Origin of the sequence: Citrobacter sp. C348, from assembly GCF_047467975.1 — a bacterium.
Classification (GTDB): Bacteria; Pseudomonadota; Gammaproteobacteria; order Enterobacterales; family Enterobacteriaceae; genus Citrobacter; species Citrobacter gillenii.
On record NZ_JASJUJ010000011.1, the window covers coordinates 44,529 to 69,041 of the forward strand.

The window sequence follows — 24,513 nt, forward strand, 5'->3', positions numbered from 1 at the left end:
TTCGAATTGCTAATTTAAACCATGACGCAAACTTATAACGCTGATGCCATTGAGGTACTCACTGGGCTTGAGCCGGTTCGCCGCCGCCCGGGGATGTACACAGATACGACTCGTCCTAACCATATGGGGCAGGAAGTTATTGATAACAGTGTGGATGAAGCGCTGGCCGGGCACGCGAAACGTGTCGAGGTTATCCTTCATGCCGATCAATCACTGGAAGTCATTGATGACGGACGTGGCATGCCCGTCGATATCCACCCGGAAGAGGGCGTCCCGGCCATTGAATTGATCCTTTGCCGTTTGCACGCAGGGGGTAAGTTTTCTAACAAAAACTACCAGTTCTCCGGTGGCCTGCACGGTGTGGGGATTTCGGTGGTTAACGCCTTGTCAAAACGTGTTGAAGTGGCCGTTCGTCGTGATGGTCAGATTCACAGTATCGCCTTTGAACACGGTGAAAAGGTCGAAGACCTGCACGTTTCTGGCACCTGTGGAAAGCGCAACACCGGTACCAGCGTGCATTTCTGGCCGGATGAAAGCTTTTTTGACAGCCCACGTTTCTCCGCTTCTCGCCTGAGTCATCTGCTGAAAGCCAAAGCGGTACTCTGCCCGGGCGTAGAGATAATCTTCAAAGATAAGGTCAACGATACCGAACAGACCTGGCGTTACGCCGATGGCCTGACCGACTACCTGAGCGAAGCGGTGAACGGCCTGCCGTTGCTGCCGGAAAAACCCTTTGTCGGGACGTTCTCCGGTGATACGGAAGCGGTGGACTGGGCGCTGCTGTGGCTGCCGGAAGGCGGTGAACTGCTGACCGAAAGCTACGTTAACCTGATCCCAACCATGCAGGGCGGGACGCACGTCAATGGCCTGCGTCAGGGTCTTTTGGATGCGATGCGTGAATTCTGTGAATACCGCAATATCCTGCCGCGCGGCGTGAAGCTGTCGGCGGAGGATATCTGGGATCGCTGCGCCTACGTGCTGTCCGTGAAGATGCAGGATCCACAGTTTGCCGGTCAGACCAAAGAGCGTCTCTCTTCGCGCCAGTGCGCGGCGTTCGTTTCTGGGGTGGTAAAAGATGCCTTTAGCCTGTGGCTGAACCAGAACGTGCAGTCAGCAGAGCTGCTGGCGGAAATGGCGATTTCCAGTGCTCAGCGTCGTCTGCGTGCAGCGAAAAAAGTGGTGCGTAAAAAACTCACCAGCGGTCCGGCACTGCCGGGTAAGCTGGCGGACTGCACCGCACAGGATCTTAACCGCACCGAGCTGTTCCTGGTGGAAGGTGACTCGGCGGGCGGATCGGCCAAGCAGGCGCGCGATCGTGAGTATCAGGCGATCATGCCGCTGAAGGGTAAGATCCTGAACACCTGGGAAGTCTCTTCTGATGAAGTGCTGGCCTCCCAGGAAGTTCACGATATCTCGGTGGCGATCGGTATCGATCCGGACAGCGACGATCTGAGCCAGCTGCGCTACGGCAAGGTGTGTATCCTCGCGGATGCGGACTCCGATGGTCTGCACATTGCTACGCTGCTGTGCGCATTGTTTGTGAAGCACTTCCGCACGTTGGTCAAACACGGACACGTCTACGTGGCGCTGCCGCCGTTGTACCGTATCGACCTCGGGAAAGAAGTGTATTACGCGCTCACGGAAGAAGAGAAAGCGGGCGTACTGGAGCAGCTGAAGCGTAAGAAAGGCAAGCCGAACGTCCAGCGCTTTAAAGGTCTGGGTGAAATGAACCCGATGCAGCTGCGCGAAACCACGCTGGATCCGAACACCCGTCGCCTGGTGCAGCTCATCATTGATGATGAAGACGATCAGCGTACCAATGCCATGATGGATATGTTGCTGGCGAAGAAGCGCTCTGAAGATCGCCGTAACTGGCTGCAGGAGAAAGGCGACCTGGCGGATCTCGAAGGGTAAGCATGATGTTGAATGCCGGATAGCGCTTCGCTTATCCGGCCTACATTCGCATTGTGCCCGTAGGCCTGATGGCGACGCATCAGCGTCGCCATCAGGCGTTACGGCTTATGCCGCTTCCTGTACTGCAACGGCGTCTCACCAATGCCTTTACCAAAGGCGCTAATGAAGTACGTTACATCTGAAAAACCCACTTTTTGCGCAATCTCCCTGACGCTTGACTCGCTGTGTAACAGCGCCTCGCAGGCTTTTCTCAGCCTCAGCGTGTTGAGATATCCGAGGATGCTCTCGCCTGTTTCTACCTGAAAACGCCGGGAAACATAACTTTTTGATTTTCCTAACGCTTGTGCCAGCGTCACCAGACTAAATTTATGCATGTAGTGCTCATCAAGCCAGAACATCACCTGGCTGGCCATCCCCGTATCACTATCATGCATATTGACGTTATCTTCGGGTAGCAGGCTGAATAAATTCAATAACAGGCAGGCAACGTGCTCAGTGTTAAGCGGTTTCTGCGCGGACAGTTTTGCATAGCGGCTGAACAGAAAATCAATGTGCGTATGGACGTCTGCGGCGTCGATGACCCACGCCTCGCTCCCGCGTACACTCAGGTGTTGTAGACGCTGTTGATGAAGTGGAAAGTCGCGTAACACCTTCAACACCGCATGCTGATCGAGATGAATAATGGTCCGCCGATAACGTTCCCGCGCCTGCTCGTCGACAAAAATTTTATGCAGCGTAAACGGCGGGAAAAAGAACATCCGCCCTGGACGCATGGTGTATTGCTTATGATCAACCGTCACCACGCCAAACCCTTCTTCCACGTACAACACTTCCAGACACTGATGCCAATGGTGATAACGAACCGTATTGGCAAATAAACGACTGAACGACACCACCGCGTCGTTGAGGGCAATCAGCTCCAGGTACTCTTGAGGGGAAGATAAGTTCATAGTGCAATAAATTTAAACTTTCGCCGGCGAATTCCTGTTTATAAACCCTATTTTTAAATTTCTTCAATCACTGTTTTATTTTAATGTTTGTGGTGTGATTGAAGTAACATTTCTGCTTGTCTGCCATTCACTATTCTTTAGCCACTTAATTCAGAGGGGCAGAGTATGTGGTCGGCAACTGAAGAAAAATCAAATCCATTGTCATCCCGCGAAGACGTTACGCGTGCCGTTAATACCCTTTTACGGGCACTCGACAAGCAATTCCCAGCGGGACAGGCTCAGTTTTCTCTCGGTGATACCTGCGCGCATTACAGCGTGGATATTGCCTGCATGGAAGGGCTTTCCCGAGCGCTGTGGGGACTATTTCCGCTGATGGCCGGCGGGGCGGATGTGCCGTTTGCCGACAAATATATTCAGGCGATAAAACTCGGCACCGATCCCCACAGCTCGCACTATTGGGGGGACACCGGTCCTTACGATCAGCGTCTGGTCGAAATGGCGGCGTATGGTCTGGGCCTGGCGTTATTGCAGACGCGTTTAACCGGGATGTTCAGCGCAACGGAGCAGGACAATCTGCACCGCTGGCTGAATCAAATTACCGATGCTCAGATGCCGGACAGCAACTGGAACTATTTCGCCATTATCGTGCAGCTTGGCTTTAAACGTGCAGGATTACCGTTTGACCAACAGGCTATCGATCGGCGATTTGAGATGATGGACGCCTACTACCTCGGCGATGGCTGGTATTCCGACGGCCCCGGGCGACCTAAAGATTATTACATCTCCATGGCCTTTCATTTTTATGGCCTGCTGTATGCCACCCTCAGCCCGCAAGACACCTATCGCGCCGCTACCCTGCGTGAACGTTCCCGGCTGTTTGCCGCAGATTTTATCTTTATGTCTGCCGCCGACGGGGCATCGGTGCCGTTTGGTCGCAGCCTGACCTACCGCTTTGCCATGGTCGCCTTCTGGAGTGCGGTGGCCTTTGCTGAACTGGATGTGTTCTCACCCGGGGTTATCAAAGGGGTGATCCTGCGCCATCTGCGCTGGTGGCAACAGCAGCCGATTTTTGATCGAGACGGCATCCTGACGTTGGGCTTTGCCTATCCAAACCTGGCGATGTGCGAAGACTACAACTCGCCGGGATCGCCGTACTGGGCACTGAAAGTCTTTTTGATCCTCGCGTTACCGGACGATCACGCGTTCTGGCAGGCTGAAGAGTTGCCGCTCCCGGTGCTTGACGAAAAACGGGTGATTGCCCATGCCGGGCAGATCCTGCAGCACAGCGAGAATTCTGCGCATGTCACGATGCTGGCGTCAGGCCAGCTTGAGCTGAACAACTATGTGAATACCGAGGCCAAGTACACCAAATTTGCCTACTCCAGCCGTTTTGGCTTCACCATTGAGCGCGGGCGTTACGGCATCAAACATGCGGCGTGCGATTCTATGCTGCTGCTGGCAGATGGCGATAATTACTTCCGTGGACGTCGTCAGTGCGATGACGTTCGCGTCGACGAAAATTATCTCTGGTCCCGCTGGTCACCGTGGCATGACGTTGGTATTGAGACCTGGCTGGTACCGTTTGGCGAATGGCACTTGCGCCTGCACCGCATTCACAGTGCGAGAACGCTGCAAACGGTGGAAGGGGGCTTTGCCGTAATGAAGACAGAGCCGCAGCTCAGCGCACGAGGATGTCTGCTGGCAGCGCGTAACGGGACCAGTGCGATTGTGGATTTGTCGCCTGCAATAACCCGCCAGCCGGACAGTGTGGTCACGCCGCCCAACAGCAGCATTATGTTTGCCGAGTGCGCGGCTATTCCGACGTTGACCACCGAGGTCCTGCCGGGTGAGAGCTGGCTGTGCTGCGCGGTGAACGCCAGCGGCAAGCAAAAACCCGCGCTCACGGTCCCGCTGCTGCAAATTAACCATAACCAGGTCGTTATTCGCGAATCTGACGGTGCACGCCAGTTGTCGTTCTTTTTATAGCGAGGATGGTATGAAAAAGAGTTCAGCGAGTAACAGAACCGAATACTATAAAATCAGCAGCTTTATTTTTCTTTATTTCTTTACCTGGTCGGCCAGTATAGGTCTGCTGGCCATTTGGCTGGGGCAGAAAGCGCAGTTAAGCGGGACGGTTATCGGTACCGTATTTGCTGTGAACGGTATTTTCTCGGTGATACTGAAACCGATTTATGGCTATATCCTCGACAGAATCGGCATGAGTAAATACCTGCTCTATTTTGTCGTGATTATGTCGGCATTAATGGCACCATTTTTTATTTACGTATATCAGCCGTTATTAATCTCCAATACCCTGTTGGGAATTATTGTCGGCGCAATTTACTTAAGCTTTGCGTGGTACGCTGGTGTGGCTGCCTGCGAATCCTATTCTGACCGCTACAGTCGTTTAAACGGCATAGAGTTTGGGCAAATTCGCATGTGGGGATCGCTTGGTTGGGCAGTCGCGTCGTCGTTTTCGGGCCTGCTGTTTAACCTCTCTCCGGCGTATAACTTTATGTTGGGCAGCGTGGCGTCGGTGGTGATGCTGATTGTCCTGCTGAGCCTGAAGGTCAACGTAAATTCAGCCAATGCCTCAGAGGTACTGACCAAAGAAAAAATCTCTCCCGCAGACGTTTACGCGTTGCTGCGTAACCGTAAATTCTGGGCATTTTGCCTGTATGTTGCAGGTGTGGCGTGGATGATGTTTATCGCTGAACAGCAATTCTCGCGTTATTTTGTCACCTTCTTTGCTGATGTACATAAAGGCAATGCGGTATTCGGATATCTGGGCACCGTGCAGTCAGGTATGGAATTTGTCATGTATATGGTGATCCCGCTGTTTGTTAACTACATCGGCGCGAAGCGAGGATTGCTGATTGTCGGGGCGCTGGTCGGCGCGCGGCTGGTTATCTCCGGGCTGTGCGACTCGCACCTGTTAATTTCGGTACTGAAACCGTTGTACGGCCTGGAAATCTGTTTATTGCTGGTCTCTGTCTTTAAATACATTGCCGAACATTTTGATAAACGTGTCAATGCAACCATGTATTTACTGGGTTATCAGGCGATGCTGTATGTTGGCAACGTGGTAGTTTCGTCACCTGCCGGATTAATGTATGACCGAATTGGCTTTGAAAAAACCTATATCATTATGGGCATTATTGCGCTGACCTTTACGCTGATTTCGGCATTTACGTTATCCACCTGCCAAAGTAAACGTCGTAATAATACCGCGCTCGATATCGCCGAAAATAACGCGACAAGATAATCTACGTAATAAGGAACCGAAATATGTTAAAGCATATCGTTGAGGAAACGTTGCGCGCTTTTCCTGGTAGCCCGGTTAATACCGCAGCCTTTCAGGAACAAATGAATGGCGCCAGGGAACATGTCCTCGAGCTGATTAGCCGTCATTTAACGGAATTCGGTGAAAACTTTCCTGCCGAAACCTGCGTCAACGGTTATTACCCGCTGACGGATAATGTGGAATGGACCACCAGCTTCTGGACTGGGCAACTGTGGCTGGCGTGGGAAATGAGCGGCGAGGCGAAATTCCGTGACATGGCCGAAAAGCACGTGCGCTCATTTGGATTGCGTATTGCCGGGCGTCATGACACCAACACCCACGACCTGGGCTTCCTGTACACGCTCTCCTGTGTGGCGGCCTGGCGGTTGACGGGCAATCGCGATGCGCGCGGTTTTTCGCTGATGGCGGCAGAAGCGCTGCTCGAACGGTTTCACGAGAAGGCGCAGATCATTCAGGCCTGGGGCGATCTTCGCGATCCTGAGCAGGCCGGTCGGATGATCATCGACTGTAATATGAACCTGCCGTTGCTGTACTGGGCCAGTGAACAAACCGGCGACCCGCGCTTTGCTAATGCGGCAAAAGCGCATGTGGCGCAGGCGGCGAAATATCTGATCCGAGAAGATGCCTCGACGTTCCATACCTACTACATGGACGTACAAACCGGCGCGCCGCGCTACGGTAACACCCAGCAGGGTTACGCGGATGATTCATGCTGGTCGCGCGGGCAGGCGTGGGGGATTTACGGTTTTCTGCTGAGCTATATCTACACCGGTGACAAAGAGATGGTGCGGTTGTCGAAACAACTGGCCAACTACTTTCTCAATCGCCTGCCGGATGATGCCGTTTGTCACTGGGATCTGGCACTGGTGGGCACCGATGCGCTGCGTGATTCTTCTTCGGCGGCCATTGCGGTATGTGGCCTGCTGGAGTTGATTAAACACCTGCCGGTGACCGATCCGGATCGTGAGCGTTATCAACAATGGGCGATGGGGATCATGTCATCGCTGACGCAGCATTATCTGATGGGCAAAGATGAGAAGGGCAACGGGCTACTGAAACACTCGGTTTACCATCTTGCGAGCAATAAAGGCGTTGATGAGTGTGCTAGCTGGGGGGATTACTTCTACGTTGAGGCATTAACCCGTTTCACGCAGTGCTGGAAGCTGTACTGGTAAGTTTATTGGCCCGGTTGTACTGTGCTTACCGGGCTTACAGATCGTGTGTAGACCGGATACGTCGCGGGCGACGTCATCCGGTACATCAACAATCTTAAATACCTGACTCCAGAATACGAATGCTCATCTCCAGCACATCACCTTTTACGGCTTCGCTGTAGGCTTTCATATGCGGGGTCTGCAAATGCGCTTCAAGATGCGCAATGCTTTCCCACTGTTCAATCATCACGATTGAATCCGGCGCTGTGGTCTGAAAACTCACACCCGCGGCGTGATCGACCATCGGCGCGTAGCCATGACAGCCTTCTTCCTTCAGGACGGTTGGAACGATTTTAGCAAACTGATCCAGCACCGCCTGGCGGTGGTGTTGACCTGGACGTGTACGGATTTCTGCAATAACGGTAAGCATGGTTAACTCCTTCTAATTCCAGGTAACTAGTTAACCAAAAATCTCGGTCAGATGCTTGCGATATTCTGCGATATAACGCGGGACATCCGGCATTTTAATCACATCATTGGTGATAAAAGTCGGCAGCGCTTCCATACCTAAAAACTGGTTTGCTTTATGGAACGGCAGATAAACGCCATCAACGCCGACGCCGTGGAAGAACTGATCTTTGTCAGTAAAGGCTTCCATCGGTGCATTCCAGGTCAGGGACAACATGTATTTTTTGCCCTGAATCAGGCCGCCAGAACCGTATTTTTTAGTGGCATCAGAACGTGTGCGACCATCGCTGGCGTACAGCGTACCGTGCCCAGCAGTGAACACATCATCGATGTATTTTTTCACTGTCCACGGTGCGCCCATCCACCAGCCCGGCATTTGCCAGATGACGGCGTCAGCCCAGACAAAGTTCTGCACTTCTGTTTGTACGTCGTAATCGCTGTCTGCGCGCACGACTCTAACATCATGTCCGAGGTCGCGCAGGATACCGTCCGCGACCTCGGTCAGGGTGTCATTCAACTGACCATTGGAATGGCCGAATTTTTTCGCACCGTTGATAATCAGAATGTTGCTCATGTTGTGTCCTCAAAGAATTACGTTTGAGGGCGATTTTACGCCGATGATCGGTGCGGTGAAATTAGCAAAATGTGCAAAGTCTTTTGCTGGTAGCGCAATAATTCAACGTTACCAGCTGATTTTGGCCTCAAATCCACCTTCCGCGGCGTTGGCGAATGACACGGACATACCGTGCAACGTCGCAATACGCCTGACGATCGACAGGCCCAGGCCACTGCCGGTCGCGTTTTGTCCCGGTGGACGATAGAAACGCTCACCAATGTGCAGTAATACCTCTGGCGCAACGCCCGGACCGTTATCTTTAACGCTGAAACAGTGGTTGTTGAGCGTCACGTCCACGACGCTACCCTGCGGGCTGTAGCGGATTGCATTATCCAGCAGATTGCGGACCATCAGGCTAAGCAACAGCGGTTGGCCGGTGCGTTTAACATCGTGAGCGTTAATCTGCAAGCGTACGTCGATGTGGGCTTGCTGTGCCGGGTGGTAGATATCCATGACGGCGGATTGCAGTAACTCTTCAAGCGAGATATCGGCGACATCCTGAAGATTGTTGAGCGAATCGAGGCGCGAAAGCGTCAGCAACTGATCGACCAGGCGTGTGGCGCGGTCAATTCCCGTCTGCATCTGCATTAGCGCTTTTTGTCGTGACTGCGGGTCATCGTCAGACAGTTGCGCCACTTCGGTTTGAACCTTGAGCGCCGTCAGCGGGCTACGCAGTTCGTGCGCGGCATCGGAGGTAAAGCGTCGCTCGCGGACCATGGTGGTGTGAATACGGGTAAACAGCTGATTGAGCGACTCAACCAGTGGGCGAACCTCGCCGGGAATGCCTTTCAGGTTCAGCGGTTCTTCAGATTCCGGATCGCGCAAACGTAAAGCCTGCGCCAACTTTTTCAGCGGCTTGAGTTCAAGACTTAACAGTACAATCAGGATCAGCAGCATCAACGGCAGGGCGACCAGCCACGGCACCAGTTGGGCTGTTACGATCGCCAGCGCCATATCTTCGCGGTATTCCCACTCCTGACCAACTACGACCCGGTATTTTTTATCCGCTGAGGTCAGCCAGATAAAGCGCCATTTATCGTTGTCACCGTTCAGATAGCCGTCGTCAAACCCTTCCCGACGATAGCTATAGGGAATGTACTGACCATTGTCGCCGTCGTGCAGAACCATTTTTCCGTCCGGGGTGTAGACCGCAAAGGTCAGCACATCGTCGTCAATATGGCCGTGTTTGAATTTCTTTGGCGTTTGGGCAAAGCGCTCAGAGGCTTTTAGCTCGTCAAGATCCAGCGTGACCAGCCGTTTGGCAAACAGCATCAGCTGCGTGTCAAACATCTCGTCGACGTTGTCGGTGGTTTGCTTCCAGGCGACAAAACTGGAAACCAGCCAGGTCACCAAAACCAAAATGGTGAAGATAAGCGTAAGCCTGACGCGCAGGCTGAGGCGTTGTGTGAGTTTCATGCATCACCCAGGGTGTAACCAATGCCATGCACGGTGCGGATAAAATCACTGCCGAGCTTGCGGCGTAAGTGATGGACGTGCACTTCAACCGCATTGCTGGAGACGTTTTCGTCCCAGTTATACAGTTTTTCTTCAATGTGTTTACGGGGCAGGACGCGCCCTTTATTACGCATCAGCAGTTCCAACAGTGCGAACTCCTTCGGCTTGAGCGACAACGGCTCGCCTGCGAACGTGGCGACCAGTGCGCCGGGATTAAGCGTCACCTGACCGTGGCGTAATTCGCTGGTAGCCTGACCGCTGGCGCGACGTACCAGCGCTTCCAGTCGGGCGGCCACTTCAATCAGCGCAAAGGGTTTACACAGGTAGTCATCCGCACCGAGGCGCAGACCTTCCACGCGTTCTGCCAGCGCGTCGCGGGCCGTTAAAATCAGCACCGGCTCCTGTTTTCCTTTGGTGCGCCATTCGCGCAGGATATCGCGGCCGTCAATACCCGGCAGCGTCAGGTCGAGGATCACCGCGTCATAAGGCGCACTGTAAAGCGCCTCTTTACCCTGACGACCTTCGGTAAACCAGTCGATGGTGAACCCCATTTTACTCAGACCCGTTTTCAGACCGTCGCCAATCAACGCGTCATCTTCTACCAGTAAAATACGCATATGTTCTTCCCTGCGCTCACTCAGTTGGCTGCCAGTAAACCTTGTGTCAACCGGGGATGTACAGCAAAAAAAGAATCTTTTTTTGCCTTAAGAAGTTGTTAAGGATTAACTTATTAAATAGTCGTGAAACAACATGATAAGGGAGACATGAAGATGAAAAAATTAGCTGCAATGGTTACCGTGATGGCACTGTGTTCCGCACCTGTTCTGGCAGCGCAGCAGGGCGGATTCTCTGGCCCAACGGCGACGCAAAGCCAGGCGGGCGGATTTGTGGGTCCGAATGGCAGTAGCACGACGGTAGAAAGCGCAAAATCGCTGCGTGATGATGCCTGGGTTACTCTGCGCGGTAACATCGTTGAGCGTATCTCCGACGATCTGTACCTGTTTAAAGATGCTTCCGGCACGGTGAACGTGGATATCGACCACAAGCGCTGGAACGGTTTAACCGTCACGCCGCAGGATGTCGTAGAAATCCAGGGTGAAGTGGATAAAGACTGGAACTCCGTTGAAATCGACGTAAAACAGATTACCAAAGTCACCAAATAATCCCCATCAGGGCCGCGTTCGCGGCCCTTTTCTTTGTGACTCAACTCGCCAGATAGGGTAGTATCTGCGGCAATATTGCCTGACGAATACCGGGTATTGTTCGGGCTAACAGTTGAGGAACCACGATTAATGAGCGATATGGCAGAGCGCCTTGCGCTGCATGAATTCACGGAAAACGCCTATCTGAACTATTCCATGTACGTCATCATGGACAGGGCGTTGCCGTTTATTGGTGATGGTCTGAAACCCGTTCAGCGACGCATCGTTTACGCGATGTCCGAACTGGGGCTGAATGCCAGCGCCAAATTTAAAAAATCCGCCCGTACCGTCGGCGACGTACTGGGTAAATATCACCCGCACGGTGACAGCGCCTGCTATGAAGCGATGGTGCTGATGGCGCAGCCGTTCTCTTACCGTTATCCGCTGGTTGACGGCCAGGGGAACTGGGGGGCACCGGACGATCCGAAATCGTTCGCGGCGATGCGTTATACCGAATCTCGCCTGTCTAAATACGCGGAACTGCTGCTGGGGGAACTCGGCCAGGGGACGTCGGACTGGGTGCCAAACTTCGACGGCACCATGCAGGAGCCGAAGATGCTGCCTGCGCGCTTGCCGAATATTCTGCTCAACGGCACCACCGGTATTGCAGTCGGTATGGCAACGGACATTCCGCCCCATAACCTGCGTGAAGTGGCGAAAGCGGCGATTACGCTGATTGAACAGCCGAAAACGACGCTGGATCAGCTGCTGGATATCGTCCAGGGACCGGATTACCCGACCGAAGCAGAAATCATTACCCCGCGTGCAGAAATTCGTAAGATTTACGAAAACGGACGTGGCTCCGTGCGTATGCGTGCGGTCTGGACCAAAGAAGATGGCGCGGTGGTGATTTCCGCGCTGCCGCATCAGGTTTCCGGCGCCAAAGTGCTGGAGCAGATCGCTGCCCAGATGCGCAATAAAAAGCTGCCGATGGTGGATGACCTGCGCGACGAGTCGGATCACGAAAACCCGACCCGTCTGGTGATTGTGCCGCGCTCCAACCGTGTGGACATGGAGCAGGTGATGAACCACCTGTTTGCCACCACCGATCTGGAAAAAAGCTACCGCATCAACCTGAACATGATTGGTCTCGATGGTCGTCCGGCGGTGAAAAACCTGCTGGAGATCCTCACCGAATGGCTGGCGTTCCGCCGCGATACCGTGCGACGTCGTCTGAACTACCGTCTGGAAAAAGTCCTCAAGCGCCTGCACATCCTCGAAGGTTTGCTGGTGGCGTTCCTCAACATTGACGAAGTGATTGAAATCATTCGTCATGAAGATGAACCGAAGCCTGAGCTGATGTCGCGGTTTGGCATTTCTGAAACCCAGGCTGAAGCGATCCTCGAACTGAAATTGCGTCATCTTGCCAAACTGGAAGAGATCAAAATTCGTGGCGAGCAGGACGAGCTGGCGAAAGAACGCGATCAGCTGCAGGGCATTCTGGCCTCCGAGCGCAAGATGAGTAACCTGCTGAAGAAAGAGCTGCAGGCTGACTCCGATGCCTATGGCGACGATCGCCGTTCTCCGCTGAAAGAGCGCGAAGAAGCGAAGGCGATGAGCGAGCACGACATGCTGCCGTCTGAGCCGGTCACCATTGTGCTGTCGCAAAGCGGCTGGGTGCGTAGCGCCAAAGGCCATGACATTGATGCGCCGGGCTTAAGCTATAAGGCGGGTGACAGCTACAAGGCCGCGGTAAAGGGCAAGAGCAACCAGCCGGTGGTGTTCGTGGATTCAACCGGGCGCAGCTATGCCATCGACCCGATTACGCTGCCGTCGGCACGTGGTCAGGGTGAACCGCTGACCGGTAAGCTGACGCTGCCGCCGGGCGCGACGGTTGAGCATATGCTGATGGAAAGTGATGACCAGAAACTGCTGATGGCCTCCGATGCTGGCTACGGTTTCGTCTGCACCTTCAATGACTTAGTGGCGCGCAATCGTGCAGGTAAGGCATTGATTACGTTACCGGAGAACGCGCATGTGATGCCGCCGGTGGTGCTTGAAGATGAAAGCGACATGCTGCTGGCGATCACTCATGCTGGACGGATGCTGATGTTCCCGGTCAGTGACCTGCCGCAATTGTCGAAAGGGAAAGGGAACAAGATCATCAACATTCCGTCTGCGGAAGCGGCGAAAGGTGATGATGGACTGGCGCACCTCTATGTGTTGCCACCGCAAAGTACGCTGACCATTCACGTGGGTAAACGCAAAATTAAACTGCGTCCAGAAGAACTGCAGAAGGTGACCGGTGAACGTGGCCGTCGCGGTACGCTGATGCGCGGTTTACAGCGTATCGACCGTATCGAAATTGACTCGCCACGACGCGCTGGTCAGGGCGACAGCGAAGAATAATGCTGTCGTCTGACTCTCCCTGCTTTTACGCAGGGAGAGTCAGCATTAAAAATTCCCGTGAAACCGTTGTTTATTCGTGCATTGCGATTAACAATACGCTTTTCCAGAGAGCCGCTCTTAACAAAGCCCTAACCTGACGCAGGGTTCTGCATCCGGTGACGTAAAATGCCAGGCTCTTAGGCCTTAGAGGTTGTTATGCTATATATTTTTCGTTTATTTATCACCGTAATTTACTGCATTCTGGTCTGTGTTTTTGGTTGTATATATTGTCTGTTCAGCCCACGAAATCCAAAACACGTCTCGACGTTTGGCCATATGTTTAGTCGACTGGCCCCCCTGTACGGCCTGAAGGTGGAATGCCGCATGCCGCCGGACGCAAAGGACTACGGCAACGCTATCTATATTTGTAACCACCAGAATAACTATGACATGGTTACCGCCGCGAAGATCGTGCAACCACCGACGGTTACGGTCGGTAAAAAAAGCCTGCTGTGGATCCCGTTTTTCGGTCTGCTGTACTGGCTCACCGGTAACCTGTTGATCGACAGAAACAATCGCGCCAAAGCGCACAGCACCATTGCGACGGTCGTTAATCATTTTAAAAAACGTCGTATCTCTATCTGGATGTTCCCGGAAGGTACGCGTAGCCGTGGCCGTGGTCTGCTGCCGTTTAAAACTGGCGCGTTTCATGCAGCAATTGCCGCGGGTGTTCCGGTGATCCCGGTGTGCGTTTCAACGACCTCAAATAAGATTAAACTTAACCGATTAAATAATGGTCTGGCGATCGTCGAGATGTTACCGCCAGTAGATATCAGCCACTATGGTAAGGATCAGGTTCGTGAACTGGCCGCGCATTGCCGCACGTTAATGGAACAAAAAATCGCCGAACTCGACAAAGAAGTTGCCGAGCGTGAAGCTACCGGTAAGGTTTGATTCGCGCCATCCGGGTTTGTTACAGGAAATACTTTCCTGCGTGTTAATCGCCAGTTTTACATGGAGCTTATATGTCACTCAGTCGGCGTCAGTTCATTCAGACATCGGGGATCGCACTGTGTGCAGGTGCTATTCCGCTGAAGGCTAATGCTGCCGGTCAGCAACAACCGTTACCTGTTCCACCGCTGCTGGAGTCTCGCCGTGGACAGCCGCTATTTATGACCCTGCAACGCGCGCACTGGTCCTTTACGCAAGGCACCCGCGCTCCGGTCTGGGGGATTAACGGGCGCTACCTGGGGCCGACCATCCGCGTCTGGAAAGGGGATGACGTCAAGCTTATCTACAGCAACCGTCTGACCGAGAATGTCTCAATGACTATCGCCGGGCTGCAGGTTCCTGGCCCACTGATGGGCGGCCCGGCACGCATGATGTCGCCGAACGCCGACTGGGCGCCAGTATTGCCCATTCGCCAGAATGCCGCCACGTTGTGGTATCACGCCAATACGCCGAACCGTACCGCGCAGCAGGTCTATAACGGTCTGGCTGGTATGTGGCTGATTGAAGATGAAGTCAGTAAATCGCTGCCAATTCCCAACCATTATGGCGTGGATGATTTTCCGGTCATTATTCAGGACAAGCGCCTGGATAACTTCGGCACGCCGGAGTACAGCGAGCCGGGTAGCGGCGGGTTTGTTGGTGATACACTCCTGGTTAACGGGGCGCAAAGCCCGTATGTGGAAGTCTCCCGCGGCTGGGTGCGTTTGCGTTTACTCAATGCCTCAAACTCGCGTCGTTACCAGCTGCAAATGAGCGACGGCCGTGCGCTGCATGTGATTTCCGGCGATCAGGGCTTTTTACCCGCGCCGGTTTCGGTAAAACAACTCTCGCTGGCACCGGGTGAGCGTCGGGAGATTCTGGTGGATATGACCAATGGTGATGAAGTGTCGATCACCTGTGGTGAGGCGGCCAGCATTGTCGACCGGATCCGCGGGTTCTTTGAACCCTCCAGCATTCTGATCTCCACGCTGGTACTGACCCTGCGCCCGACCGGACTGCTGCCGCTGGTGACCGACAATCTACCGATGCGTTTGCTGCCAACGGAAATTTTAAGCGGTTCGCCGATTCGCAGTCGTGAAATCAGCCTGGATGACGATCCCGGTATCAATGGGCAGTTGTGGGATGTCAACCGCATGGATATTACCGCTCAGCAAGGCTCCTGGGAGCGCTGGACGGTGCGGGCGGACATGCCACAGTCTTTCCATATCGAAGGCGTCTCGTTCCTGATACGCAACGTGAATGGCGCGATGCCGTTCCCGGAAGACCGGGGTTGGAAAGATACCGTTTGGGTGGATGGACAGGTTGAGCTGCTGGTGTATTACGGGCAGCCTTCCTGGGCGCATTTCCCGTTCTACTTTAACAGCCAGACGCTGGAAATGGCCGACCGTGGCTCGATAGGACAGATGCTGGTGAACCCGGCGCCGTAATGCGCCGGAGAGTCTGTTACGCCCGCCAGAACATACGCGAGAAAAGGATCAAAATGGGGTAGATTTCCAGACGCCCCATGATCATGGCCGCGCACATCAACAGCTTTGCCTCTTCGTTTAAAGTACCAAACGTGACCGCCGTGACGCCAAATCCCAGCCCCATATTATTGATGCAGGCCGCGACGGTAGCAAAAGAGGAGAAAAGATCGTAACCCATCAAATTGAGCGCCCAGACGAAAAAACTGGTAAACAAAACGTAGAGAAAAAAGAAGCTCCACACCGAGCGGATCACGCGCTCGTTAACCACGCTATTACCTATCTTGATATTCAGCAGCGCGCGAGGGTGGGCGAGTTGATGTAATTCCTGTCGACACTGCTTGAACATAATTAAAAAGCGCAGCGCCTTAATGCCCCCGCATGTTGACCCCACGCAACCTCCAATGAAACTGGCGCTCAGTAACATGAAGATCGTGTGCGAAGGCCACTGGGCGTAATCCGCCGTCGACAGGCCGTTGTCTGTGAGCATTGAGCTCGCCAGAAAAAAGGCATGTACCAGACTGTCCGTAACATTGTACATACCCGCCCGCCAGACCTGCCAGGTGGCGATCAGGGTAAGAACCACGGCAATCACCAGAAACAGCTGCAGTTCGGCATTACGACGGAAGGGCTTAAAGGTACGCTTCACAATGGCTACGTACCAGAGGGTGAAGTTAAACGCGGAAAGCAGCGAAAAGACCCCAGCGACCAGCTCAATGGCGTGGCTATTATAAAAGCCAATGCTCTCGCTTCGGGTGGAGAAGCCGCCGAGAGAGACGGTCGAAAGTCCGTGACATAATGCATCGAAAAATGACATGCCGGCAACCCAGTAGGCCAGCGTACAGACAAGTCCCAGCGCGACATAGGTTAGCCACAGCGTGCGTGCGGTATCGGCAAGTCGTGGGGTCAGGCGTTCTTCTTTAAAGGGCCCCGGCATTTCAGACTGGTAGAGCTTCATACCGCCGATACCCAGCAGCGGCAGGACGGCAACGGCGAGGACAATGACGCCCAGGCCGCCGATGAAATTAAGCTGCGCCCGATAATACAAAAAGGATCTGGGCATGGCGCCGACATCACCAATCACCGTCGCGCCGGTGGTGGTAATGCCCGAGACGCCTTCAAACAGGGCATCGGCGAAGGAGAGATTTAACCCATCTTCCATCCACAGCGGCATGGCGCTGATGAATGAAAAGAGCAACCAGAACAGAACGATAATGACGAAACCATCCCGGGTTCGCAGCTGAATACCCGCGCGTTTGGTGGCCAGCCAGGCACCACCGCCGAGGGTAAAAAAAACGGCAAACGTGCTTAAAAAAGCGAAGTAGCTCCGTTCTTTGTTCACTAAGGCGACGGCCATCGGCGGCAGCATAGAGAAGCTGTACAGGAGAACCAGAAATCCACAAAGATGAAGAACAACCCGCAGCTGGGAAATATTAAGTGATTCGTTGCGATACAATGGAAAATCCCCCGCCAAAAAGACCTGGTACGGCTGGCAAGACATGATGTCAATTATGATATACCCGTCATACTTCAAGTAGCATGTGCGTTAGCTATGTTCGTTCACCCCAGTCACATAGTTATCTATGCTCCTGGAGATTAATGAGGGACATCCATGTCCCTCACCGGAGGCCAGCCTTTGGCTGTTCAAATTCTTTCCTGACGAATTTGTCACTCACTTGCCGCCTTCATGCAACTCGAATTATTTTGGGTATAGATAAAAGTAGGCGTAGTAAAATTTAACAATTTATTCAACTTTCTACTCGTCTGGCTCAGACTCCGCTTCATTTCTGGCGGGCATACAGCGTATAATCCCCGGCCTTTGATTATTTTTTTACCACTTTTGGAAGCATTATGAGCGCAATATCCCTGATCCAACCGGACAGAGACCTTTTCTCCTGGCCGCAGTACTGGGCCGCCTGTTTTGGCCCCGCGCCGTTTCTGCCGATGTCGCGAGAAGAGATGGACCAACTTGGCTGGGATAGCTGCGACATTATTCTGGTTACTGGCGATGCCTATGTCGATCACCCGAGCTTCGGTATGGCCATTTGTGGCCGTATGCTGGAAGCCCAGGGCTTTCGCGTCGGGATTATCGCCCAGCCGGACTGGAACAGTAAAGACGACTTTATGCGTCTGGGTAAACCGAATCTGTTCTTCGGCGTGACCGCCGGTAACATGGACTCGATGATCAACCGCTATACTGCCGATCGTCGCCTGCGCCATGATGATGCCTATACGCCGGACAACGTCGCCGGTAAGCGCCCGGACCGTGCCACGCTGGTTTATACCCAGCGTTGTCGTGAAGCATGGAAAGACGTGCCGGTGATCCTTGGTGGCATTGAGGCCAGCCTGCGTCGTACCGCACATTACGATTACTGGTCTGATACCGTGCGCCGCTCGGTGCTGGTGGATTCCAAAGCGGATATGCTGATGTTCGGCAACGGTGAACGTCCGCTGGTTGAGGTTGCGCACCGCCTGGCGATGGGTGAAACCATCGACCAAATCCGCGACGTGCGTAACACCGCGATTATGGTGAAAGAAGCGCTGCCGGGCTGGAGCGGTGTGGATTCCACGCGTCTGGATATGCCGGGGAAAATTGACCCTATCCCGCATCCGTACGGTGAAGATTTACCGTGTGCAGATAACAAGCCAGTAGCGCCTAAAAAGCAGGAAGCCAAAGCGGTGACCGTTCAGCCTGCGCGTCCGAAGCCGTGGGAAAAAACCTACGTGCTGCTGCCGTCTTATGAGAAGGTGAAAGGCGACAAAGTGTTGTACGCTCACGCCTCACGTATTCTGCACCACGAAACCAACCCTGGCTGCGCGCGCGCCCTGATGCAAAAACACGGCGACCGCTACATTTGGGTTAACCCTCCGGCGATCCCGCTGTCGACCGAAGAGATGGATAGCGTCTTCGCGCTGCCGTATAAACGTGTCCCGCACCCGGCATATGGCAACAGCCGTATTCCGGCCTACGAGATGATCCGTTTTTCCATCAACATTATGCGCGGCTGCTTTGGCGGCTGTTCTTTCTGTTCGATCACCGAGCATGAAGGACGCATCATCCAGAGCCGTTCTGAAGATTCGATCATCAACGAGATCGAGGCGATTCGCGATACCGTACCGGGCTTCACCGGCGTGATTTCCGATCTGGGTGGCCCAACGGCCAACATGTACATGCTGCGCTGTAAGTCGCCACGTGCGGAACAGACCTGCCGTCGTCTGTCGTGCGTTTATCCGGACATCTGCCCGCATATGGACACCAACCACGAACCGACGATTAACCTCTATCGTCGCGCGCGTGATTTGAAAGGCATCAAAAAGATTTTGATTGCGTCCGGCGTGCGCTACGACATCGCCGTGGAAGATCCGCGCTACATCAAAGAGCTGGCGACCCATCACGTTGGTGGCTATCTGAAGATTGCACCGGAGCATACCGAAGAAGGTCCGCTGTCGAAGATGATGAAGCCGGGCATGGGCAGCTACGACCGCTTTAAAGAGCTGTTCGATACCTACTCGAAGCAAGCTGGTAAAGAGCAGTATCTGATCCCGTACTTTATCTCTGCGCACCCGGGTACGCGTGACGAAGATATGGTGAACCTGGCGTTGTGGCTGAAGCAGCGTCGTTTCCGCCTCGATCAGGTGCAGAACTTCTACCCGTCACCGCTGGCAAACTCGACCACCATGTATTACACCGGGAAAAACCCGCTGGGTAAAATCGGGTATAAGAGTGAAGATGTGGTGGTGCCGAAAGGCGACAAGCAGCGTCGTTTGCATAAAGCGCTGTTGCGTTATCACGATCCTGCTAACTGGCCGTTAATCCGCCAGGCGCTGGAAGACATGGGTAAAAAGCACCTGATTGGCGGTCGTCGTGAATGTCTGGTTCCGTCGCCTACGTTGGAAGAAATGCGTGAAGCGCGTCGTCAGAATCGCCATACTCGTCCGGCACTGACCAAACACACGCCTGTCGCGTACCAGCGCCAGACGCCTGCCGCGAATAAAAAACGTGGCAAAGTCGCGGGGCGGTAATCAGTCTTGCCAGGTGGTAAAATGCTTACCGGGCCTGAAAGACGTTAGGCCGGATAAGGTGTTTACACCGCCATCCGGCAGAAGTACTCAGTATTTATGCCTCACGAATTCTGGCCGCTAATGCGGCCAGTTTTTCATCATCCGCCCGTTCGTGGTCGTGTGACGACAAATACCCTTCATACTGTTCGAAAAATTTGTTCTGCCGCGATTCAATCGGTTTCCAGTGAGTCAGATCGCCAGTGCCGTGCATGGGGCTGAGTTTGCTGTGCACATGGTCTACGCCGAAACCTTCGAAGAACGTCCCCGTACGACTGACGTCCGGAAAAGCCTTATCCAGTTTTTTCGCTACTTTTTGGGTTGCCAGCATCAGGTCAGCCAACGCCTGCGGCGGCATATCGAAGGCATAGCTGGGGTAATGTTTTTTCGGGATCACCACGGTAAAACCGTCTGTGTTCGGGAAAATCGACAGAAAAGCCAGGTGATGCTCGTCCTCCCAGACCTTATGGCAGGGCGCTTTGCCTTCAACAATCTGACAGAAAATACAGGTCATTCCTTTTCTCCGCAGGTAAGGTATTCGTCGGGACGCAGTCAGTTTAGTACAGACCCAGCATCTTCCACCACATCAGACCCACGGTAATAAAGACCGCCTGGTTAAACAGGCTGACGATAAACCCCGTCCGCCACCAGACGCCCGTCGGCACGTATCCCGCACCAAACAGGATCGGACCACGCGCATGCGTGTACTGGGTGAGAGAACAGTACAGGCTACTGGTGAAAGCCAGCATCAACGCGGTCGGGGCTGCCGGGATATTCAGATGCAGGCCGACGCCAAGGAACACCGCGTACAATGCGGCGATCTGCGCATTTCCGCTCGCAAAAAAGTAGTGGGTGTAGAAGTAGGCGGCGTTAAGCAGTAGCAGGACGACCACCCAACTGGTGCCATGCATGGTGCTGCTGAGGCTATCGCCGATCAGATTACCAAACCAGGTGGTGAAACCGAGTTTCTTCAATTGGTTTGCCATCATCAGCAGTGCGGCAAACCAAATCAGCGTGTCCCAGGCGCCTTTCTCGCTTTTGACGTCTTCCCAGCTCAGCACGCCGCTGAGCAGTAAGATCGAGAGTCCAACGAACGATGCTGTGGTGGCATCGACGCCGAGCGTATCGCCAAAAATCCACAGCACCAGCAGGACGCCAACGGTACCCAGCATCAACCACTCGCCGCGTGACATGCTGCCCATTTCCGCCAGTTCCTGACGGGCCAGGTTCGGGGCATCCGGCGTGTGTTTAATTTCCGGACGCACCAGCCAGTACACCAGCAACGGAACCAACAGCAAAGACACCATGCAAGGCAGCAGCGCCGCCATAAACCAGCTTCCCCAGGTTAGCGTGACCCCGGCGTTGGCCGCCAGTTTTACTGCCAGTAGGTTGCCGGTATAGCCGGTCATAAACAGTGCGGCGGTGACGTCGTTGACGTTGCCAATGCAGGTAATGAGGAAGGTGCCGATTTTGCTGCGCGATTCATCTTCCGGATTGGAATGAAAACTGCGCGCCAGTGAGTCGGCAATCGGATAGATGACGCCGCCGCAGCGTGCCGTATTGCTGGGCATCGCGGGAGAGAGGATCAGATCGGCAAACGCCAGGCCGTAGGCGAGACCCAGTGTACGCTTGCCGAGCAGGCGGATCATCTGCAGGGCGATACGTCGACCAAGGCCGGTTTTGATAAACCCGCGGGCAATCATAAAGGCAACGACGATCAGCCAGATAAGCGAGCTGTTCAGTTCGCTCAGGGCGGTGGTAATCGCACCACTGGCGGTTTTATCTCCGGCGGCATAGGCAAGCGCAAAGACGGTTATGCCAATAATACCGACCGCGCCAATGGGCAGAACTTTTGCCACAATAGAGGCGATAGTGGCCACGAAGATAATCGCCGAATGCCAGGCGGCTGCGCTTAATCCTGCTGGCGGGGTTAGCTGCCAGAGCCCGGCGGATATCAAAATTATTAGAATTAATGGGAGCCATTTAACGCCATGTGGTTTTTTCTCAGCCACGATTACGCACCTATATGTATTATGAATATATTCACCAAATGAATATATTCAGTGAATAATTAGTAGGTTAGATGGCGTAATGCTGCTCCAGTGACTGCAATAAATACATCAATAAATGTAAGTGAATTGTTTCTTAATATTTCCATGCTGGAAAGGCCCGACGGGGATGCCGGGCTGGAGAGAAGGGATTAGCCGCCGAACTGGTCCGGGTCCGGCCCCAGACGTTTGCCCTGGTCGAGTTTGGCCATTTCGCCTAGTTCATCTTTGTCCAGGCGGAAGTCCCAGACATCAAAGTTCTCCGCGATACGCGCAGGAGTGACCGATTTCGGGATCACCACCAGGCCGCTATCCAGATGCCAGCGAATGACAATTTGCGCCGGTGACTTACCGTATTTTTCGGCAAGATCGCGAACTATCTTTTGATCAAACACATCTTTGCCACCTTGCGCCAGCGGGCTCCAGGATTCAGTCTGGATTTTATGTGTGGCGTTCCAGGCATGCAGCTGCCGTTGCTGTAATAGCGGGTGTAGCTCGATTTGGTTAATCACCGGGGCAACGCCCGTTTCATCTATCAGGCGCTGAAGATGATTGATCTGGAAGTTGCACACGCCGATGCTTTTGATGAGTCCCTGTTTTTGCAAGTCGATCATGTTTTCCCATGCTTCAACGTAATGGTCGATCGCCGGGACGGGCCAGTGCATGAGGTAAAGATCGAGGTAATCGAGCTGGAGTTTCTCCAGGCTTTCGAGCAACGCTTCACGGGGACGTTTCTGGTCGTCATTCCACAGCTTAGTGGTGATGAATAATTCTTCCCGCGGTACGCCCGCATCGCGTAATGCTTTACCGACACCGTCTTCGTTTTTGTACGCGCTGGCGGTATCGATAGAACGATAACCCACTTCCAGCGCTTTATGGATTGCGGAGATGACTTCTTCATTCGTTGCCTTCCAGACCCCCAGGCCCAGTTGCGGCATGACGTTACCATCCTGTAGCTTGATAATGGTTGGACCGGTCATAATTCCCCCCTACACTGAATCCTTCAGGCTGCCTCTTTGTTGGCTGCTTGCGTTTACCCCGGTCACGTACTTATGTACGCTCCCGGGGATTCACTCAATTGCCGCCTCGATGCATCATGAATGATTGGGTGTAAATTGAGTTCACCGGAGCAGCCCCGGTGAGGTTTGTGTGACTTAAGCCTGGTATAAATACCCAAAAACGAAAGTCTGAGGTCAAAAAACCTTAGCGTGCCGCTTCGTAAATGCGGCGGCTGACGTCCAGCGTAATGTCCTGATGTTCGCCCAGTTTCGTCCCACCGTGCGCTTGCAGTTTTTCCAGCAACGCCGGGATGGAGCTGCCGTCCAGGCCGTAATCGGACAGGCGGGTCGGGACGCCCATTTGCTCGAAGAATTGACGGGTAGCGGCAATGGCGGCATCGATACGCTGGTCGTCACTGCCTTCGGTGATATTCCAGACGCGCTCCGCGTATTGCAGCAGTTTGGCGCGCTTGGTATCACGTTTTTCATTCCACAGTGCCGGCAGGACGATGGCCAGCGTTTGCGCATGATCGAGACCGTGCATTGCGGTCAGTTCGTGGCCCAGCATATGGGTAGCCCAATCCTGCGGTACGCCAGCGCCGATCAAACCGTTCAGCGCCTGGGTCGCAGCCCACATGACGTTAGCGCGGACATCGTAGTTTTCCGGTTCCTGCAACGCTTTCGGACCTTCTTCTACCAATGTGAGCAAAATACCTTCGGCAAAGCGGTCCTGAATTTTTCCGTTGACCGGGTATGTTACGTACTGCTCTACGGTGTGAACGAACGCGTCCACTACGCCGTTTGCGACCTGACGCGGCGGCAGGGTGTAGGTGTAAACCGGATCCAGCACGGCAAAGACCGGCTGCACAAACGGCGTCATAAAGGCCAGCTTATCGCCGGTGGTTTTGCGGGAAATTACCGCGCCGGAGTTTGATTCAGAGCCGGTTGCCGGCAGGGTCAAAACGGAGCCCATCGGGATGGCGCTTTTTACGTCGTTGCCGTGAGTTTCCAGGATGCGCCACGGATCGACACCGTCCGTATACTGTGCTGCAGCCGCGATGAATTTGGTGCCATCCAGTACCGAACCGCCGCCGACTGCCAGCAGAAACGTCACTTTTTCATCACGCACGATGTTGACCGCGTTCATCAGCGTTTCATAAGACGGGTTCGGCTCAATACCGCCAAACTCCAGAACATCCAGGCCTTTCAGCGCATCCTGAACCTGTGCCAGGACGCCGGTTTTTTTCACGCTGCCGCCGCCGTAGGTAACCAGTACGCGAGCATCCTGAGGGATTTGATCGCGCAGCTCAGCGATAGCGCCTTTACCGAACAGAATGCGGGTTGGGGTATGGAGATTAAAGTTGTTCATTGCTCGTTCCCTTATGTGGGTAAAAAAAGAGGGCAGGAGAGTGTCTGCCGGATGATGAACATTGTGGTCGTCAGACGTGTTCCTCTCAATGCTCATTTCTGCCGATGTCTTGCCCATTTCTACAGGCTACTGGAGAAAACGGATAAATCTGCGCATTATGTCAGGGTCGCAAAC

The 24,513-nt window shown here is 53.8% G+C and carries 19 protein-coding genes; 9 read left to right on the top strand and 10 right to left on the bottom strand.

All coding sequences use genetic code 11. The features are described from left to right. Positions 1-21 precede the first annotated feature (21 nt). Positions 22-1,914 carry a DNA topoisomerase IV subunit B gene (parE, locus tag QNN86_RS18985; RefSeq protein ID WP_096755648.1) on the top strand — a complete coding sequence of 631 codons (1,893 nt, stop codon included), beginning with the start codon at positions 22-24 and terminating at the stop codon, positions 1,912-1,914. Between the two features lie 98 nt (positions 1,915-2,012). Here the strand turns inward: parE and QNN86_RS18990 are convergent, their stop codons facing one another. Next, positions 2,013-2,864, bottom strand: a complete 852-nt coding sequence (locus QNN86_RS18990; RefSeq protein WP_181498621.1) for a helix-turn-helix transcriptional regulator — start codon at positions 2,862-2,864, stop codon at positions 2,013-2,015. A 165-nt stretch (positions 2,865-3,029) separates the two neighbouring features. On the opposite strand from QNN86_RS18990, the gene QNN86_RS18995 reads away from it, so the two are divergent. Genes QNN86_RS18995 through QNN86_RS19005 form a run of 3 tightly spaced genes read left to right on the top strand, consistent with a single transcriptional unit; the run spans position 3,030 to position 7,343 of the window. Beyond that, positions 3,030-4,850, top strand: a complete 1,821-nt coding sequence (locus tag QNN86_RS18995) for a DUF2264 domain-containing protein (RefSeq protein WP_414212172.1) — start codon at positions 3,030-3,032, stop codon at positions 4,848-4,850. 10 nt (positions 4,851-4,860) lie between these two features. Beyond that, entirely contained in the window at positions 4,861-6,129 is a 1,269-nt protein-coding gene (locus QNN86_RS19000) for an oligosaccharide MFS transporter (protein ID WP_414212174.1), read from the top strand. 23 nt (positions 6,130-6,152) lie between these two features. Continuing rightward, positions 6,153-7,343, top strand: a complete 1,191-nt coding sequence (locus tag QNN86_RS19005) for a glycoside hydrolase family 88 protein (RefSeq protein WP_414212176.1) — start codon at positions 6,153-6,155, stop codon at positions 7,341-7,343. 94 nt (positions 7,344-7,437) lie between these two features. Here the strand turns inward: QNN86_RS19005 and QNN86_RS19010 are convergent, their stop codons facing one another. From QNN86_RS19010 to qseB, 4 genes are all read right to left on the bottom strand, one after another. Then, positions 7,438-7,752 carry a putative quinol monooxygenase gene (locus QNN86_RS19010; RefSeq protein WP_182270959.1) on the bottom strand — a complete coding sequence of 105 codons (315 nt, stop codon included), beginning with the start codon at positions 7,750-7,752 and terminating at the stop codon, positions 7,438-7,440. A gap of 30 nt (positions 7,753-7,782) precedes the next feature. Next, positions 7,783-8,364 carry an NAD(P)H-dependent oxidoreductase gene (locus tag QNN86_RS19015; protein WP_117342677.1) on the bottom strand — a complete coding sequence of 194 codons (582 nt, stop codon included), beginning with the start codon at positions 8,362-8,364 and terminating at the stop codon, positions 7,783-7,785. 108 nt (positions 8,365-8,472) lie between these two features. Further along, complete coding sequence (gene qseC / locus QNN86_RS19020) at positions 8,473-9,822, bottom strand: quorum sensing histidine kinase QseC (RefSeq protein ID WP_414212179.1); 1,350 nt, start codon at positions 9,820-9,822, stop codon at positions 8,473-8,475. After that, positions 9,819-10,478, bottom strand: coding sequence for a quorum sensing response regulator transcription factor QseB (qseB, locus tag QNN86_RS19025; protein ID WP_096755656.1), 660 nt, complete (start codon positions 10,476-10,478; stop codon positions 9,819-9,821). The genes qseC and qseB overlap by 4 nt, the downstream gene beginning before the upstream one ends. A 153-nt stretch (positions 10,479-10,631) precedes the next feature. Here qseB and QNN86_RS19030 point away from each other — a divergent pair, with 153 nt between their 5' ends. The 4 genes from QNN86_RS19030 to ftsP all read left to right on the top strand — a co-directional run bounded on the left by QNN86_RS19030 (position 10,632) and on the right by ftsP (position 15,829). Then, positions 10,632-11,024 (top strand): YgiW/YdeI family stress tolerance OB fold protein, encoded by a 393-nt coding sequence (locus QNN86_RS19030; protein ID WP_181617929.1) that lies wholly within the window; start codon positions 10,632-10,634, stop codon positions 11,022-11,024. Positions 11,025-11,153: 129 nt separating this feature from the next. Then, on the top strand, positions 11,154-13,412 hold the full coding sequence (parC, locus tag QNN86_RS19035; RefSeq protein ID WP_096755658.1) for a DNA topoisomerase IV subunit A: 2,259 nt from the start codon (positions 11,154-11,156) through the stop codon (positions 13,410-13,412). 195 nt (positions 13,413-13,607) lie between these two features. Next, complete coding sequence (plsC, locus tag QNN86_RS19040) at positions 13,608-14,345, top strand: 1-acylglycerol-3-phosphate O-acyltransferase (protein ID WP_181617928.1); 738 nt, start codon at positions 13,608-13,610, stop codon at positions 14,343-14,345. 71 nt (positions 14,346-14,416) lie between these two features. Next, the gene (gene ftsP / locus QNN86_RS19045; protein WP_181617927.1) at positions 14,417-15,829 is read left to right on the top strand and encodes a cell division protein FtsP; all 1,413 of its coding nucleotides are present in this window, start codon (positions 14,417-14,419) and stop codon (positions 15,827-15,829) included. Positions 15,830-15,845: 16 nt separating this feature from the next. Here ftsP and QNN86_RS19050 read toward each other — a convergent pair whose 3' ends face one another. Then, positions 15,846-17,321 (bottom strand): TrkH family potassium uptake protein, encoded by a 1,476-nt coding sequence (locus QNN86_RS19050; protein ID WP_414212250.1) that lies wholly within the window; start codon positions 17,319-17,321, stop codon positions 15,846-15,848. 395 nt (positions 17,322-17,716) lie between these two features. On the opposite strand from QNN86_RS19050, the gene QNN86_RS19055 reads away from it, so the two are divergent. Next, on the top strand, positions 17,717-19,888 hold the full coding sequence (locus QNN86_RS19055; protein ID WP_181617926.1) for a YgiQ family radical SAM protein: 2,172 nt from the start codon (positions 17,717-17,719) through the stop codon (positions 19,886-19,888). Positions 19,889-19,982: 94 nt separating this feature from the next. On the opposite strand, the gene QNN86_RS19060 is transcribed toward QNN86_RS19055, so the two are convergent. The 4 genes from QNN86_RS19060 to yqhD form a co-directional block, all read right to left on the bottom strand. Beyond that, positions 19,983-20,438 carry an HIT family protein gene (locus QNN86_RS19060; protein WP_414212183.1) on the bottom strand — a complete coding sequence of 152 codons (456 nt, stop codon included), beginning with the start codon at positions 20,436-20,438 and terminating at the stop codon, positions 19,983-19,985. Positions 20,439-20,481: 43 nt separating this feature from the next. Further along, positions 20,482-21,936: a DASS family sodium-coupled anion symporter gene (locus tag QNN86_RS19065; RefSeq protein ID WP_414212185.1), complete on the bottom strand. Its 1,455-nt coding sequence runs from the start codon at positions 21,934-21,936 to the stop codon at positions 20,482-20,484. 188 nt (positions 21,937-22,124) lie between these two features. Further along, a complete protein-coding gene (gene dkgA / locus QNN86_RS19070) occupies positions 22,125-22,952 on the bottom strand; it encodes a 2,5-didehydrogluconate reductase DkgA (RefSeq protein ID WP_181617924.1) in 828 nt (275 codons plus the stop codon). 223 nt (positions 22,953-23,175) lie between these two features. Continuing rightward, positions 23,176-24,339, bottom strand: a complete 1,164-nt coding sequence (gene yqhD / locus QNN86_RS19075; RefSeq protein ID WP_414212188.1) for an alcohol dehydrogenase — start codon at positions 24,337-24,339, stop codon at positions 23,176-23,178. Between the last annotated feature and the right edge of the window lie 174 nt (positions 24,340-24,513).

Coding starts and splice junctions, on each gene's coding strand:
- parE (WP_096755648.1), top strand. CDS start 22: ATGACGCAAACTTATAACGCTGATGCCATTGAGGTACTCACTGGGCTT.
- QNN86_RS18990 (WP_181498621.1), bottom strand. CDS start 2,864: ATGAACTTATCTTCCCCTCAAGAGTACCTGGAGCTGATTGCCCTCAAC.
- QNN86_RS18995 (WP_414212172.1), top strand. CDS start 3,030: ATGTGGTCGGCAACTGAAGAAAAATCAAATCCATTGTCATCCCGCGAA.
- QNN86_RS19000 (WP_414212174.1), top strand. CDS start 4,861: ATGAAAAAGAGTTCAGCGAGTAACAGAACCGAATACTATAAAATCAGC.
- QNN86_RS19005 (WP_414212176.1), top strand. CDS start 6,153: ATGTTAAAGCATATCGTTGAGGAAACGTTGCGCGCTTTTCCTGGTAGC.
- QNN86_RS19010 (WP_182270959.1), bottom strand. CDS start 7,752: ATGCTTACCGTTATTGCAGAAATCCGTACACGTCCAGGTCAACACCAC.
- QNN86_RS19015 (WP_117342677.1), bottom strand. CDS start 8,364: ATGAGCAACATTCTGATTATCAACGGTGCGAAAAAATTCGGCCATTCC.
- qseC (WP_414212179.1), bottom strand. CDS start 9,822: ATGAAACTCACACAACGCCTCAGCCTGCGCGTCAGGCTTACGCTTATC.
- qseB (WP_096755656.1), bottom strand. CDS start 10,478: ATGCGTATTTTACTGGTAGAAGATGACGCGTTGATTGGCGACGGTCTG.
- QNN86_RS19030 (WP_181617929.1), top strand. CDS start 10,632: ATGAAAAAATTAGCTGCAATGGTTACCGTGATGGCACTGTGTTCCGCA.
- parC (WP_096755658.1), top strand. CDS start 11,154: ATGAGCGATATGGCAGAGCGCCTTGCGCTGCATGAATTCACGGAAAAC.
- plsC (WP_181617928.1), top strand. CDS start 13,608: ATGCTATATATTTTTCGTTTATTTATCACCGTAATTTACTGCATTCTG.
- ftsP (WP_181617927.1), top strand. CDS start 14,417: ATGTCACTCAGTCGGCGTCAGTTCATTCAGACATCGGGGATCGCACTG.
- QNN86_RS19055 (WP_181617926.1), top strand. CDS start 17,717: ATGAGCGCAATATCCCTGATCCAACCGGACAGAGACCTTTTCTCCTGG.
- QNN86_RS19060 (WP_414212183.1), bottom strand. CDS start 20,438: ATGACCTGTATTTTCTGTCAGATTGTTGAAGGCAAAGCGCCCTGCCAT.
- dkgA (WP_181617924.1), bottom strand. CDS start 22,952: ATGACCGGTCCAACCATTATCAAGCTACAGGATGGTAACGTCATGCCG.
- yqhD (WP_414212188.1), bottom strand. CDS start 24,339: ATGAACAACTTTAATCTCCATACCCCAACCCGCATTCTGTTCGGTAAA.